This window comes from Geoalkalibacter ferrihydriticus DSM 17813, from assembly GCF_000820505.1.
Classification (GTDB): Bacteria; Desulfobacterota; Desulfuromonadia; order Desulfuromonadales; family Geoalkalibacteraceae; genus Geoalkalibacter; species Geoalkalibacter ferrihydriticus.
Map to the genome: position 1 here is coordinate 262623 of NZ_JWJD01000001.1, position 14003 is coordinate 276625.

Annotated in this window: 16 protein-coding genes; 10 read left to right on the top strand and 6 right to left on the bottom strand. The window is 55.1% G+C overall.

Translation table 11 applies throughout. The features are described 5' to 3' along the window. The first annotated feature begins 97 nt into the window (after window positions 1-97). The 4 genes from GFER_RS18085 to GFER_RS01335 are packed head-to-tail and all read left to right on the top strand — an operon-like array spanning window position 98 to window position 2155. Window positions 98-286 carry a DNA gyrase inhibitor YacG gene (locus tag GFER_RS18085; protein WP_074669543.1) on the top strand — a complete coding sequence of 63 codons (189 nt, stop codon included), beginning with the start codon at window positions 98-100 and terminating at the stop codon, window positions 284-286. 14 nt (window positions 287-300) lie between these two features. Continuing rightward, window positions 301-672: a 6-carboxytetrahydropterin synthase QueD gene (gene queD, locus GFER_RS01325; protein WP_040095379.1), complete on the top strand. Its 372-nt coding sequence runs from the start codon at window positions 301-303 to the stop codon at window positions 670-672. Then, a complete protein-coding gene (locus GFER_RS01330; RefSeq protein WP_040095381.1) occupies window positions 644-1405 on the top strand; it encodes a 7-carboxy-7-deazaguanine synthase QueE in 762 nt (253 codons plus the stop codon). Before queD ends, GFER_RS01330 begins: the two co-directional genes overlap by 29 nt. A gap of 30 nt (window positions 1406-1435) precedes the next feature. Beyond that, complete coding sequence (locus GFER_RS01335; protein ID WP_040095383.1) at window positions 1436-2155, top strand: creatininase family protein; 720 nt, start codon at window positions 1436-1438, stop codon at window positions 2153-2155. Between the two features lie 13 nt (window positions 2156-2168). Here GFER_RS01335 and GFER_RS01340 read toward each other — a convergent pair whose 3' ends face one another. The 3 genes from GFER_RS01340 to rsmD are packed head-to-tail and all read right to left on the bottom strand — an operon-like array spanning window position 2169 to window position 3517. Continuing rightward, the gene (locus tag GFER_RS01340; protein WP_040095385.1) at window positions 2169-2366 is read right to left on the bottom strand and encodes a DUF1858 domain-containing protein; all 198 of its coding nucleotides are present in this window, start codon (window positions 2364-2366) and stop codon (window positions 2169-2171) included. A gap of 18 nt (window positions 2367-2384) precedes the next feature. After that, entirely contained in the window at window positions 2385-2882 is a 498-nt protein-coding gene (gene coaD / locus GFER_RS01345) for a pantetheine-phosphate adenylyltransferase (RefSeq protein WP_040095387.1), read from the bottom strand. Further along, the gene (rsmD, locus tag GFER_RS01350) at window positions 2879-3517 is read right to left on the bottom strand and encodes a 16S rRNA (guanine(966)-N(2))-methyltransferase RsmD (RefSeq protein WP_161807370.1); all 639 of its coding nucleotides are present in this window, start codon (window positions 3515-3517) and stop codon (window positions 2879-2881) included. Before rsmD ends, coaD begins: the two co-directional genes overlap by 4 nt. An 85-nt stretch (window positions 3518-3602) precedes the next feature. Between rsmD and GFER_RS01355 the strand changes: the two genes are divergently transcribed. Beyond that, window positions 3603-4739 carry a deoxyguanosinetriphosphate triphosphohydrolase gene (locus GFER_RS01355; RefSeq protein WP_040095389.1) on the top strand — a complete coding sequence of 379 codons (1137 nt, stop codon included), beginning with the start codon at window positions 3603-3605 and terminating at the stop codon, window positions 4737-4739. Between the two features lie 267 nt (window positions 4740-5006). Here the strand turns inward: GFER_RS01355 and yhbY are convergent, their stop codons facing one another. Next, window positions 5007-5333, bottom strand: a complete 327-nt coding sequence (gene yhbY / locus GFER_RS01360) for a ribosome assembly RNA-binding protein YhbY (RefSeq protein WP_040095391.1) — start codon at window positions 5331-5333, stop codon at window positions 5007-5009. Window positions 5334-5486: 153 nt separating this feature from the next. Between yhbY and GFER_RS01365 the strand changes: the two genes are divergently transcribed. Further along, the gene (locus GFER_RS01365; RefSeq protein WP_082047753.1) at window positions 5487-7526 is read left to right on the top strand and encodes a putative bifunctional diguanylate cyclase/phosphodiesterase; all 2040 of its coding nucleotides are present in this window, start codon (window positions 5487-5489) and stop codon (window positions 7524-7526) included. Window positions 7527-7554: 28 nt separating this feature from the next. Continuing rightward, window positions 7555-7902 (top strand): Hpt domain-containing protein, encoded by a 348-nt coding sequence (locus GFER_RS01370; RefSeq protein WP_040095393.1) that lies wholly within the window; start codon window positions 7555-7557, stop codon window positions 7900-7902. A 40-nt stretch (window positions 7903-7942) separates the two neighbouring features. Here the strand turns inward: GFER_RS01370 and GFER_RS01375 are convergent, their stop codons facing one another. Both GFER_RS01375 and glgP read right to left on the bottom strand, forming a co-directional pair. Further along, on the bottom strand, window positions 7943-8353 hold the full coding sequence (locus GFER_RS01375; protein ID WP_052445838.1) for a C-GCAxxG-C-C family protein: 411 nt from the start codon (window positions 8351-8353) through the stop codon (window positions 7943-7945). Window positions 8354-8449: 96 nt separating this feature from the next. Then, window positions 8450-10174: an alpha-glucan family phosphorylase gene (gene glgP / locus GFER_RS01380; protein ID WP_040095395.1), complete on the bottom strand. Its 1725-nt coding sequence runs from the start codon at window positions 10172-10174 to the stop codon at window positions 8450-8452. Window positions 10175-10407: 233 nt separating this feature from the next. On the opposite strand from glgP, the gene GFER_RS01385 reads away from it, so the two are divergent. The 3 genes from GFER_RS01385 to GFER_RS01395 all read left to right on the top strand — a co-directional run bounded on the left by GFER_RS01385 (window position 10408) and on the right by GFER_RS01395 (window position 13989). After that, window positions 10408-11307 carry an ExeA family protein gene (locus GFER_RS01385; RefSeq protein WP_052445839.1) on the top strand — a complete coding sequence of 300 codons (900 nt, stop codon included), beginning with the start codon at window positions 10408-10410 and terminating at the stop codon, window positions 11305-11307. A 122-nt stretch (window positions 11308-11429) separates the two neighbouring features. Next, the gene (locus GFER_RS01390; RefSeq protein WP_040095396.1) at window positions 11430-12602 is read left to right on the top strand and encodes a hypothetical protein; all 1173 of its coding nucleotides are present in this window, start codon (window positions 11430-11432) and stop codon (window positions 12600-12602) included. Between the two features lie 100 nt (window positions 12603-12702). After that, window positions 12703-13989 carry a hypothetical protein gene (locus GFER_RS01395; protein ID WP_040095397.1) on the top strand — a complete coding sequence of 429 codons (1287 nt, stop codon included), beginning with the start codon at window positions 12703-12705 and terminating at the stop codon, window positions 13987-13989. Window positions 13990-14003 lie beyond the last annotated feature (14 nt).

Consider the following 14003-nt stretch of genomic DNA (forward strand, 5'->3'; position numbering starts at 1 on the left):
GTTAGAGGTATGCTTTTTTCACACAGCCCTCTCAAGGAAACTTTACCCGTAAAAAGCTCAACTGGAAGGCTTTTTCTTTTTTGGACGAGGCGATAAGATGGGAGACGAAAAAAAACGGCAGGTCGCTTGTCCGCGCTGCCGGACAAAAGTTTCCTGGGATGAGAATCCTCACCGCCCTTTTTGCAGTGAGAAATGCCGCTTGGTGGATCTTGGCAAATGGGCAGAAGGGGAGTACTTTATCCTTGGGGAAAAAGTTCCACAACCGGATTCGGAAGACAACAACTGACAAAGGATTAAAATATGTATCACTTAACCATCCAGACTCACTTTGCTGCTGCCCACAACCTGATTCATTACCAGGGAGACTGTGAGAATCTCCACGGGCATAACTGGAAAGTTGAAGTGACGGTGGGTGCACACGAGCTTGACAAGGCGGGTCTGGCCATTGATTTCAAGATCCTCAAGCGCGAAACCAACCTCATTCTTGATCTGCTTGACCATAAATATCTCAATGAAATTAAGCCATTTGACGAAATAAGTCCTTCTTCGGAGAATATTTCCCGGTTTATTTTCGAGAAATTAACGGAATCTCTCAATAATGGCAATGTCATCGTCGAACGAATTACCGTCTGGGAATCGGACAATGCCTGTGCCAGCTATACCGCCGACTGAGGCCCCACTTCTCGAGGTCTTCTCCTCAATCCAGGGAGAGGGTCTGCTGGTGGGGTGTCGCCAGGTATTTCTGCGTTTCGCTCTGTGCAACCTCGATTGTGCTTATTGCGACACTCCCTATGCGCCAACTCCCGAATGCCGCATCGAAGATGCGCCAGGATCCGGGGTGTTTCGTGGGCTGGCCAATCCGGTGCCGCTGGAAATCCTTGCCGGAATTCTCTGCCGCTGGCATCAAGAGGCCCCGCAGATGCACCATTCACTGAGCCTTACCGGGGGCGAGCCGCTTCTGCAGGCAAATGTTCTGGGTGAGTGGTTGCCGGTCTTGCGCCAGATCATGCCCATCTACCTGGAAACCAATGGAACACTGGCGGCGTCTTTGGAGACACTGATCGACCATCTCGACTGGATTTCCATGGACCTCAAGCTGGCTTCGGTCAGCGGGTGCCCAACCCCCTGGGCGGCCCATCGGGAATTTCTCTCCATTGCGCGCCGCAGGCAGTGTTATGTCAAGGCGGTCATCGGCGAGGAAACACCGGCAAGCGAGGTCTTACGCGCAGCACGCCTGGTTCACGAAACGGCACCGGAAGTCGTACTTGTTCTGCAGCCTCTGACCCGTAACGGGCAGATTGGGGTTTGCGCCTCAACCCTGCTCGATTTGCAGCGTCAGGCGTCCGCTATCCACGCCAATCTTCGCATCATTCCTCAAACTCACCGTTTTGTCGGGCTTCTGTAAGTCGCGCTTCGAGTGATTTAAGGGCAATTCATGATACTTTCCGAAATCACCATGCCGGAATTCGAAAAGGGATTGAAGCGCACCCGCACCGTGTTGATTCCCTTTGGTGTGGTGGAGCAGCACGGCGATCATCTGCCTTTGGGAACCGACACCATGCAGGCCGAAGATGTCTGCCTGAAACTGGCGCAACGGCGGGCTGTGTTTGTTGCGCCCCCGATACACTACGGCGTCTGCCGTTCAACGGCGGATCATCCGGGGACGATTTCGATTTCCACCGAAACCCTCAAAGCGCTGACCGTGGATATCGTGAGCGATCTGTATCGCAACGGCCTGCGCTGTTTCGTGCTGATCAGCGGACATGCCGGAGGGACGCACAATGCTACGCTGCTTGACGCGGGCGAGGTGTTGTTGAAAAAGTTGCCTGAGGCACAGATTGCAGTTGTCACCGAATACGATCTGGCGGTCGGGGAGGGAGGCGATATCATCGAAACGTCTGGTGATGCGCATGCCGGCGAGATCGAGACATCACGCATTCTGCACGCGCGGCCGCATCTGGTCAAGGGCAGGGGGAGGGCGGAGGTTCCGACTTTCCCTCAAGCAATCCTGGTGCGCGACAAGCGCCGTTACTGGCCCGGAGGGGTGCATGGCGATCCCACCAAGGCTTCGGCGGACAAGGGTCGCCGGATCGAGGCGTTGGTGGTGGATGCCCTTGAACGTCTCGTCTTGAAATTGGAACAGGCGCGCGATTGACGGCGATGGCCGATTAGGAGTTGCGCGCGGCCCGGTTGAGCTCCGTCATCAAGTCATCAAGATTCACCTGGTGTTTACCGGCTCCGTACTCGACCTCTTCGTAATCGGCGATCTGGCATTCCATGCAGGCAAGGCCGAACTTTTCAAACACCGCGACTGTTTCGGGATACCTGCGGATAACATCTGAAATTTTCATGTCTTTGGTAATCATGGTGACCTCCGGAAAGTGTCAGCTGGAACGAAGGTTGGTGAATTTTTTCTGCAACGCGGCCTTTACAGGAGGCGGAACAAAAGAGTCGACGGGTCCGCCGAGTGAGGCAACGGTTTTAACGACGGATGAACTGAGGTAGACATAGGGAACGGATGTCATCATGAAGATGGTTTCCACCTCGGGGTGAATGGCGCGGTTGGTCTGGGCCAGTTGAAACTCGTACTCGAAATCCGAAACCGCGCGCAAGCCGCGGATAATGACGCTGGCACCACGAGAAACGACATAATCCACCAGCAGGCCCTGAAAAGTTTCGATCTGTACGCGTGGGTTGTCTCCCACCAGTTCTTCGAGCAACCCAAGACGTTCGGCGAAGGTGAACAAACCGCTTTTTTCGGAATTGCCTGCAACCGCGATGATCAAGTGATCAAAAACTTCAAGCCCCCTCTGGATGATATCGAGATGGCCATAGGTGACTGGATCAAAGGAGCCGGGATAAACCGCAAGGCGCTTTTTCATTCGTGCGAATCCTCTGCGTCTGAATGAGTGAAAAAATGCACGGCGGTCGCTCCGTAAATGCGCGAATCAGCAAGAACCAGCGTCGCACCCTGGCCGGCGACGATCGTGGGAATGCTCTCGCGTGCGGAACTTTCGGCGCAGACCAGACCGCCTGCGGCGAGTACGTCAAGATCGCCGATGAGTTGAAGCGTTTTTTCGACAAGCCCTTTGTCGTAGGGCGGGTCGAAGAAAATCAGATCGAAGGGTTGGTCTTCGGGCAGTCGGGCGAGTTGCTCTGCGACCGTACCGCACAGGATCTGAACACCTTCGGCCAGGCGACAGGCGCGGGCGTTGAATTCAATGGTACGGATCGCCTGGCGAGCGGCATCGATCACAACAGCGCGCTGCGCTCCACGGCTCAACGCTTCCAGAGCCAGGGCGCCGGTTCCGGCATAAAGATCAAGCACACTTTTTCCGGTCAGTTCTCCCAACCGGCTGTAGATAATGCTGAAAATTGCCTCGCGAACACGATCGGAAGTAGGCCGGATGTCTTTTCCGGCGAGGCCTGCCAATCGGGTGCCCCGAGCTGAGCCGCTGACGATGCGCACTGGTGACCCCATATCCCGGCCGAAATGCTGAAGGCCATCTAAATACATGAAAACCTTCAAAAAATTAACATAATCAAGTGCCACGGTCAAGGCACAAGAGATAAACTTTAAATTCTTCAGGAGCCTGCCAGGCATGGAACGTCCCGATCTCGCCCCTTACGCCGCTCGCAGCAGCAACAGCCGCGGTCGCCGTCATACTGAACCCTTTAAAGACAATCGCCCCGCGTTTGAACGTGACCGCGACCGCATTATCCACTGCGCTGCCTTTCGCCGTCTTGAATATAAAACCCAGGTCTTCGTCAATCATGAAGGAGATTACTACCGTACCCGTCTGACCCATTCACTGGAAGTCGCTCAAATCGCCCGGGGCATCGCTCGGCAGATGCGGCTCAACGAAGATCTCGTCGAAGCCCTGGCCCTGGCCCACGATCTCGGTCATACGCCCTTTGGCCACAGCGGCGAAGAGGTGTTGAGTCGGTTGATGGCCGATCAGGGCGGATTTGAACATAACCGTCAGTCCTTGCGCATCGTTGAGCTCCTTGAAGAACGATATCCCGGCTTCTGCGGCCTTAATCTCAGTTGGGAAACCCGCGAAGGGATCATCAAGCACTCTTGCGCCTGCATCGGGCAAGAGGATGATGCGGCGCTCGCCGATTATGACCCCCGCCACAGCCCCGCCATCGAGGCCCAGATTATTGATCTCGCCGACGAAATCGCCTACAACAATCATGATATCGACGATGGCCTAAAATCAGGCTATGTAACCTTAATCGATTTGGAGCAGGTTGCGATCTGGGAGGAAACCTGGATGATGGTGGCGCAAAAATTCCCCGGCGCCGACCAGAGCCGCCATATCCACCAAACCATCAGTCATCTTATCGGCGCTCTGATTCAAGATCTGGTCACCACGACCACGCAGGCAATAAGTGCGGCCGGTATCCAGTCCGTTGATGACGTGCGTTCCCACCCTGCCGGCCTGGTCGGTTTCAGCCCTGGAATCGCGGAAAAAAATCAGCAACTCAAAACCTTCCTTCACAAATATCTGTATCGGCATTATAAGGTTGAACGCATGCGGCTGAAAACAGAGCGCTGCCTGACTTTTCTCTTTGATGCCTATGTGACCAATCCCCAGTTGCTCCCGCTCGAACAACAGAAAAAAATGGATCAACACGGGCATAAACGCGCCATTTGCGACTATATCGCAGGGATGACGGACCGTTATGCTTTGGACGAATTTCGTCGTCTCGTTGAACCTTATGAACCCGTATAAGGATAAGATGACGCAAGGAGTTGGGAGCCCATGTGAGTGGATGGTGGCGTTGAAAGTTGCTGTCGTTGCGGCATTATGCGCAAGACGGCGTGGCGCGGTCGGACGAACGGTCGCCGCCGGCTGAGGAAGCCGGATTGGCCGAGACCGGGGGGGATGGGTTTTTGCGCATAGCCCGTACCCGCAACCGGGTTTGGGCTGTGCCATCTAAAATTACAGAGGACTGAAAAGAGACGACGCCAAGCGGCCCCGAGCCGGACCGAGGATCGATTATCCCTTTTTCGCCGAGCTCTTGGGTGAAGCCGCAGGTAGGCTGATACGCTGTTTTTCGCTCGGACGATAAAGCAGGATCGTTTGACCGAGAATCTGCGCCACGACGGAACCACTGCGGCGCGCCAGTTCCTCGGCCACATCCTTGCGGTCAGTCAGGCAGCCTTTCTGGATCTTCACCTTGATCAGCTCGTGGGCTTCAAGCACTTCTTCGACGGATTGCATTACCCGTTCGTCGATCTCTTCCTTGCCCACCATGACGGTCGGATTGAGATGATGCCCAAGGGCGCGCAGGTGACGTGCCTGTTTTCCGGTTAACTTTTGCATGAAATAGCCTCGATGCCGGTTAGTATGAAAGAATCCGCATCTTCTATCATGGTCAAAGCGGATTTCCAAGGAAGAAAATAGGAATTGCTTGACAGGCGTGGATGATGAGATAGTGTCAATCAGTGACCGTTCACCCCTAGCCCCAGTCAGACAATGTTGCTAAAACACACCACCCCTAAAGATTCCCTCAAGAATCTGCTGCCCGCAGGATGGGCAACCGCCCTTAAAATCGCGGGTGGTTATTTGCTCGCCGGACTGCTCTGGATCCTGCTTTCGGATCGACTTGTGGCTGTTTTCATTACTGATCCCACTGCATTGACCCGATTGCAAACTTTTAAAGGGTTGATTTTTGTCCTGATCACCGGACTTCTGCTGTTTTTTCTGCTATGGCGCCATCTGCGCACCCTGCGGCGTGCCGAAGAGCAAGTTTTTCTTGCCGCGCAGGGCATTTCGGCCGAAATCGGTGATGCTTTTTTCACCTCGCTGGCTGCTTATCTCGCTCAAGCCCTCAACAGCGACTGCGCCCTGATCGCAGCTTTTGAGGATGAAGAGAAACACCAGGCACGCACTATTGCGTTCTGGAGAGACGGCGCCATCGGCGACAATTTTGATTTTGCCCTGAAGGGGTCCGCTTGCAGTGCGCTGCACACCAGCGAAAGTTGCTGGTGCCCCAATGGGGTCGCAAACCGGCAGGAAGCAGACCATCCCTTCAGTCGCATGCAGATTGAAGGTTGTCTGGCCCTGGGGCTGCGCGATACCCGGCAACGGCTTCTCGGCGTTGTGCTGGTCATGTCGCGACAGCCCATGGGGCAGAAGAAAACGGCGGAATCCCTTCTGCGGATTTTTGCGTCGCGTGCCGCGTCTGAACTTGAAAGGCGCGCCGCGGAGAAAAAGATGCTGCGGATGGCTTACTATGATGAGCTGACAGGTTTGCCCAACCAGCAGATGTTTCGCGAGGGGTTTGATGCCGCCCTGGGGCGGGCGCGGCAAAGCGGCAGCCAACTGGCCCTTATTTATCTCGATTTCGATCGCTTTAAAACCATTGTCCGCACCCTTGGCCATCGCCATGGACGGCAGGTTTTACAATTGACCGCCGAACGGCTCAGTCAGCAGATGGACGGACAGGGGTTGCTGGCTCATCTCGACGGAGATGAATTTGCCTTGTGCCTTCCCCAGGTGAACTCTGTCGAGGACGTGCAAGGCTTTATCGCGCAGTTACTGGCGGCAATTAAAATCCCACTCAACGTTGTCGGGCATGAACTTTATGTAACTGCCAGCATCGGGGTGGCCGTCTTTCCCCACGATGGTCAGGACAGCGAAACCCTGCTGCGCAACGCCGATGTGGCCATGAGTCGCGCCAAGGCCCTGGGACGAAACAATGTGCAGTTTTTTAATCCTGAGATGAGTCGTGCATCTTTTCAGACGCTGGTTCTGGAAAATCGACTGCATCGCGCCATGGAGCGTGACGAGTTCGTCCTTCTCTATCAGCCTCAGCTAGATCTCTCCCGCGGCACATTGAGCGGCATGGAGGCACTGATCTGCTGGACCCAGGAAGGACGCTCGCAGTTTTCTCCCTCGGAATTCATTCCCCTGGCCGAGGAAACAGGGTTGATCGATCCTCTGGGAGAGTGGATTCTGCTGTCTGCCTGCGAACAAAACCGGCTTTGGCAGCAGGCGGGATTGCCGCCGCAAAGGGTTGCGGTGAATGTTTCCGCCCGCCAGTTCTATCATCGCGACATTGCCGCCCTGGTAGCCCGGGTATTGCGCGAGACCGGGCTTGATCCGCGCTGGCTTGCTCTGGAAATCACCGAAAGCGTCCTCTTTCGAGATATCAGTGAAACCGTAAGGACATTGGAAAAATTGCGCGACCTGGGTGTTCATCTCATCATCGATGACTTCGGCACGGGTTATTCATCCCTGTCCTATCTGAAGAATTTTCCTGTCGGCACCCTTAAGATCGATCAATCTTTTATTGCCGGTATCCCGGATGATCGGGGGGCGTGTACCATTACAACGGCTGTTGTTGCCATGGCTCACCATCTGAAAATGTCCGTTGTCGCCGAAGGGGTTGAAACCGCAGCGCAAAAAGCCTTTTTAGCTGAGGCGGGTTGCGATAAGATGCAGGGCTATTTATTCAGTCCGCCATTAAGAAGCGACGCATTTGCAGACTTGCTTGAACGCAGCGCTGCCTGAAGCGTCATAGAGAAGGATTACTCGCGACATGAGTTCCAACACCTTGCCTCCACCGGTGGATCTGACCGACTTGATTGAGGATCTCGGCAGCCAGAAAAGTGTTATTTCCAGCTTGATTGAACAGTTCAACATTGATTGTCCGCGCTATGTGCGAACTCTCAACGAGGCCATTTGTCAAAAAGACGGCGCGAAAATCGAGAAAACCGCCCATAGCATGAAGTCGCTGCTGGGGATTTTTCAGGCCCTTCAGGCCTATGCGTTGGCCGAGGAAGTGGAGCAAAGAGGCAGGGAAAACAAATTTGAAGGTATCGACGCCCTGGCCGTCGAACTTAACCAGGAAGTTGAGCGCGTCCAGACTTATCTTGCGAGGTTCTGAGCGGACAATCGAGAATGGAGACGATTGCCCAGTAAAGGATTTATTCCTGCAGGAGGCGAGCGGTAAGCGCGGCGGTTTCCTGGGTAATGCGCCGGCAGTTCTCGCGATGTTCCCTGCTGTTCCAGCGGAAACTTTTTGACAGGGCAGCACAGCAGGTTGCACGATGATTTTGTTTGAATTCTTCAACGAGTCGGGCGGCGAGGTGTCCTCGGTCCTTTATTGAGAGAGCCATAACGCCCCCCGTAACCGCCCCACACAGGCATTTGGCTCCGCCGATTCCGCCGCCGAATGCTTCGGCCATTTTCAGAATCCGAGGATCCTCTTCGCCGGTCGTCGCCACAAAAACAGCCTGGGTGCAATTGTGACCTGACGCAAACAGCATCCCTGCTTTTTCGGCAACCGTGGCACTCTCAGGTATCTTTTTGCGCAACCGCCAAAATTTCTTCAGCATAAAAAGCCTTTTTTTCTACATGTGCTTTCAGCGTTTAGTCAGTGTCTTATCCTGCAAAACGGGACAGAAAAAGTCAAGTATTCACGGGCGTTTCTCTCAGCGGATATAGGCCTCCGTTACGTAGCGGCGCATCATGACATGGGTGTTGAAATAATAGGCGTTTTTGCCGATGGCATTTTTCATCACCCGGATCCACCCCGAACGGTCGCTGGTGTAGAGGGGCAGGATAACCTTTTCGAGCTTGCGATAAAGGTCTTCGACGTCTTCAAGACTGTCGCCGTTGGCGATGGCACTGTTTTCGGTGGGGGCGGGTCCGATGGACCAACCCGTCACACCCTCGATATGCCCTTCAATCCACCACCCGTCAAGAATGCTGAAATTGGGAACACCGTTGATGGCTGCCTTCATGCCGCTGGTCCCTGAGGCTTCCAGGGGGCGCACCGGGGTATTGAGCCACAGGTCGACTCCGGGGATGAGACGATAGGCCACATCCATGTTGTAATTTTCCAGATAGACGACGCGGATTTTGCCCTGGAGACTCGCGATTTTTTCATAAATGCGGTGAATGATTTCCTTGCCGGGTAGATCCCGGGGATGGGATTTGCCGGCGAAAACCAGTTGCAGCTTGCCTTCACCGAGGCGCACCAGACGCTCGAGATCGCTGAAGATCAGATCGGCCCGCTTGTAGGTTGCCGAGCGGCGGGCAAAACCGATCGTCAGAACGTTGGGGTCAAAGCGCTGCCCGGTGGTTTCCTCGATATACATAAACAGAAAAGCTTTGGCGCCGCAGTGGGCATCCCAGATTTCTTCGTCCGGAATGTTGTCCACGCGGACCAATAGTTCGGGCTCGTTGGCCCAGCCGGGCAGATATTTGTTGTATAACTGCACGAAAAACGGCGAAGTCCAGGTGAAACTGTGAATGCCGTTGGTGATTGCATGGATTTTAAATCCGGGGAACATGGTTTTGGATATTTCACCATGTTTTTTTGCAACCCCGTTGACAAAATTGCTCAGGTTGAGGGCAAGCAGGGTCAGGTTGAAGGTCTCTTGGCCGGCCAGATCCCGCAACAGGGTAAAGGGGACGATTTCCGGCAGGACACGCTCGACCATCTCCCAGGGGAACTTGTCATGTCCGGCTTCAACGGGCGTATGGGTGGTAAACACGCACTGTTCAATGACCCGGTGGGTATCCCAGGAGGCACGCTCTTCCCAGGGGTCGTCAATGCGCCCTCGGGTGTTGCTGAGCAGCTCCAGGGTCAGCATCGCCGCATGCCCTTCGTTCATGTGATATTTGCGGATGCTGAAGTTCAGGGCGCCGAGAATGCGGGCGCCGCCGATGCCCAGGACGATTTCTTGCTTGAGCCGATATTCCAGATCTCCGCCGTACAGGTAGTCGGTCAGGTGACGATCTTCTTCGGCGTTGCCGGGAATGTCGGTGTCGAGCAGCAGCACCGGAACCACACCTCCGGCGGGGCTTTTGACGCGATAAAGCCAGGGTTGGATCTTGACATCGCGCCCCTCCACGGCCACCAGCGCCTTGACGGGTAAAAGTTGCAGATATTTCTCGGGATTCCACTCGACCGGAAATTCACGCTGCCAGCCTTCAGGGTCGATCTGCTGGCGAAAATAGCCTTTGCGGTGAAGCAGGGTCACCGCAACCATGGGCAGATCCAAATCGGCGGCACTTTTGATCGTGTCACCCGCGAGAATTCCCAAGCCGCCACTGTAGGTAGGTATCTCGGCAGAAAGGCCCATTTCCATGGAAAAGTAAGCAATGCGCGGTTCCCAGGTGAATTTCTTCCAGGAGTTGTGTTTTTCCATCGCCGTTCCTTGCTCCTTGTTGCGGATTGACCCAAAAATCGTATCTAGAATAGCAGGATTTTCCCGTGCCGACAGGGAAAACTTCATGCCCTCGACGTACCGGGAAATGCGCGGAGCGGAAAAGTCGATCCTTACAGTTTCTGCTTGAAATACGCTGGGATCTATGGGAAATTGGTGGAGTTTTTCAACCCTCTGTCCGGGTCGGGCAAAGGCCCGGCGACACCAGGGATGCCATGTATCTTGATTATTACGGTTTGAAGGAAAAACCCTTCACCATCACGCCGAACCCCAAGTTCATCTATCTGAGCAAAAACCACAAGGAAGTCTTCGCCCATCTGCTCTACGGGGTTCAGAATCAGGCTGGGTTCGTGGTGGTGACGGGTGAGGTGGGCACGGGGAAGACCACGGTGCTGCGCACCCTGTTCGGTGAGCTTCAGGAAGACCACTATTGCCTGGCGTTCATCTTTAATCCCTGTCTATCGGCGACGGATTTGCTGCGCAACATCAATCGCGAATTCGGCCTCGCCGACAAGGAAGGCAGCAACTCCGACCTGCTGAGCGCACTCAACGAATTTTTGCTGCAACAGCGCAGCGAAGGCCGTACCGTGGTGCTGGTCATCGATGAGGCCCAGAACCTCGAGCCCGCGGTTCTTGAACAGATCCGCCTACTCTCCAACCTCGAAACGGAAACCGACAAACTGATCCAGATCGTTCTGGTGGGGCAACCCGAGCTCAAAGATATTCTGTCACGTTCCGACCTGCGCCAGCTCAATCAGCGCATCACCGTGCGTTACCATCTGCAGCCCATGGACTTTACCGATACCTGCGATTACATCAGCCATCGTTTAAGGATTGCCGGCGGAACGCAACAACGGGTTTTCGGTGACGGCGCACTGAAAAAAATCTTTTCTTTTTCCAAGGGGTATCCGCGCCTGATCAATATTCTGTGCGATCGCGCACTGCTGGTCGGCTATGCCGAAGGGTGCCGGGAAATTGACACCCGTATGATCCAGACCGCCATCGGTGAGCTGGGTTATCCGCAAAGAACTTTTCAGCGTCGCCCCATGCTCTGGATTGGAGCCTTGGTCGTGGCCTTCGCAGTAGGGATTCTAGGCTACTATCTGAATCTGTAGGTGTAACCTCGGCGCCTGAGCGGTTTTGGGCATGTTTCTGGTATAAAGAAAGCTGCGATAAGCGAATCCGTCTTTCGACAATTCGTCCGCGACCGTGACTATTGATATAGGGGAGTTTGTACATGAGTTCCATTCTCAAAGCCCTCAAAAAGCTTGAAGAACAAAAAGCGGAAAAAAAAGAGGGCGCGGTCAATATCGCGCGCGACATTCTGCGCTCGAGTCGCAAGGCGAAGAAGGTCGAAAACTGGATTCTCCCTACGGCCATTGCTGCCTTACTCCTGACCGGAGGCATGGTCGCCTATGCCTTGTTCGGTGGATTTTCCTCGCCCGACGAAGAGCAGGTCGCCGTGCCTGCCGTCGCCAATGAGGTTGCCGAAACAACCATCGTGCCCCTCGACGGCATCGATCCCCCCCTAGTGGTTGAAACTCCCGAAGCGCTTTTTGCCGGCAGGGATCCTTTGCCGGCAGGGGGAGACGACTCCACAGCATCTGAGTCTGTGGCGGGTTCCGGAGACAAGGCTGTCGATGCAAGCATTGCCGCACAAAATGAGACCGCTGCCGCGCTCAACGAAACGGCCCGGGCTCTGAAGGATACGGCTGAAGCCCTTAAAGATCGGGTGGTGTTTCCCAGGGAGGTTCTGGTTGTCTCCCCGGACAAGCCCCAATCAAGCAGGGCGGAAACCGTCGTTGCCGTTCGCGAAAAACCTGCGGAACCGGCCAAGACCGCCGCGCCTGCCCCAGCTAAGGTTGAAAAATCTCAAGCCGCACCGCAAGCGCAGCCGCGTAGTGTCGTGCAGGCACAGCCCACTGCGCAACCTGCACCTCGTTCCGCCACGCCGGCACCGACGACAACCAGGACGGCCTCCGATCAGGCACCCTCAAGCACCACAGCCACCGCCGTCAGCGGGAGCAATGTGCGGGTTCTCTACCTTGCGGAAAACACTCCGGCGCCGACACCCACACCGCGCACCAACCAGAGTCAAACTCAGAATCAGACTCAGGCTCAGACCCAGGTTAATCGTCCGAGCGCGGTGACACCAACACCCTCTGGGTCGACGACCACGCGCCGGCCCACGACAACCCGCTCTGCTTCCGGAACGGTCGCTTTTCCTACTCTGCGGGTCAGCGAAATTCATTACCAGTGGGATGTGAAAAACCGCTTGGCGGTGGTCAACGATTTGCCGGTCATGGAGGGCACTGTTATCGAGGGGGTCAAGGTCGATCGCATTCTTCAGGATCGGGTGCGCTTTATTCACAACGGCCAGTATCGCGAAATTCGGCTGGAGAAACGCTAATCGAGGCCCTACGTCGCCCTTTTAAGCAAATTTTGAAGGCCGCGGATGTTCTGCGGCCTTTTTTCTGAAACCGCCGCAAGGATAAGGCAATCGGAACGAAATGCCCAAGTCAGCTTTCAGCGCCATTGAAAATAGCGTTCAAACCTTCCTCGGCGGGGCGAAATTATCTTTGACGGAGATCGAAGAAGACGATTCGTCAAGTGAAACGAACAACCCTCTTGAAATCAGGGTTCCGCTTGAATTCGACAAGGACAGATTCCTGTTTCGTGCGGTCCGTAAAGAGCTTGCCTTCACTGCCACGGAAAAAAACTTTGTTCAGGAGTTGCTCACGGCCTTTGAGGGGCTCTTCGCCGGGTTCTCGGCCCAAGGTTACGCAGCCCATTTCCGCACTGCACTGCTGACCTCACTGACGGATATTGCCGTGGCGCGCTTTATTCGCGGTGACCGCAAAGGGGTTTTCTGGCCGACCCAGAGCCTCATCCAGCTCTTGAAAAGTCTTTCTTATCAGCGCTATGAAGGCGTACCGGCGACGACCGGGTTTATCGTCTACCGCACACAGCTTGATGATTTTCTTGCCGCCGCTGAAAAAAGCCGCTACGACTGGTTTGATCTTGGTGAGGATCGTCAACGTATTTCCGGCGATTTTTTTCGCAATCCCCTGTCTTACCGTTTTGTTGACGGACTGCGTGCTCTGTTTGTCTGTGATATCCGCATGAATGTCAAAGGAATCCTGCGAACCAGGGCTCCAGGTCCCCGCGATTCCATCGACCAGTTGGCCAATCGGGAAAGTCTCGCTTTGCTTGCGACTGCCGGGGAAGGGGCGTTCGCCATTTTCGTCAACAAGGTTTCGGAAGTGGAGATCGTTCTGGACAGCGATCAACTGCTGGTGTGGCGCAAAGGTTACTGGGGAGTCTACGATCCCGACATCTTTCGCGATTTTCTCGCTGGTCATCTGGATAAGCGCTCTATTGATTACCTGGTGTGGTCCATCTACGCTTTATCCAAGGCTCGCCATGGAACCGTGGTGCTGATCGCCGATGATGAAACCGACCTTAAGGCCCTGCGCAAGGGCTCGGTAGGCGGTCGTGAGGCCCTGAGCCGCGCCCTGATCCGCCACGTACGCGGTTCTAAAATCGGCCTGCTCAAGCGCTCCGGTGAGTTGAGCCGCATCCTTTCGTCCGACGGGCTGACAGTGATCAACCGCAAGGGCGAATTGCTCGATACGGGGGTGATCATCGACACCTCCAAAGTTGGTGACCTGGTTACCGGCGGCGGCCGCACCACGGCTGCTACGGCGGCGTCGTACTATGGTTGGGTCTTCAAGGTGTCTGAGGATGGCCCCGTGGAACTCTATCGGAACGGTCGCTGTGTTTACCGCTTCGGGTAGGCAAGGGCTTAGTG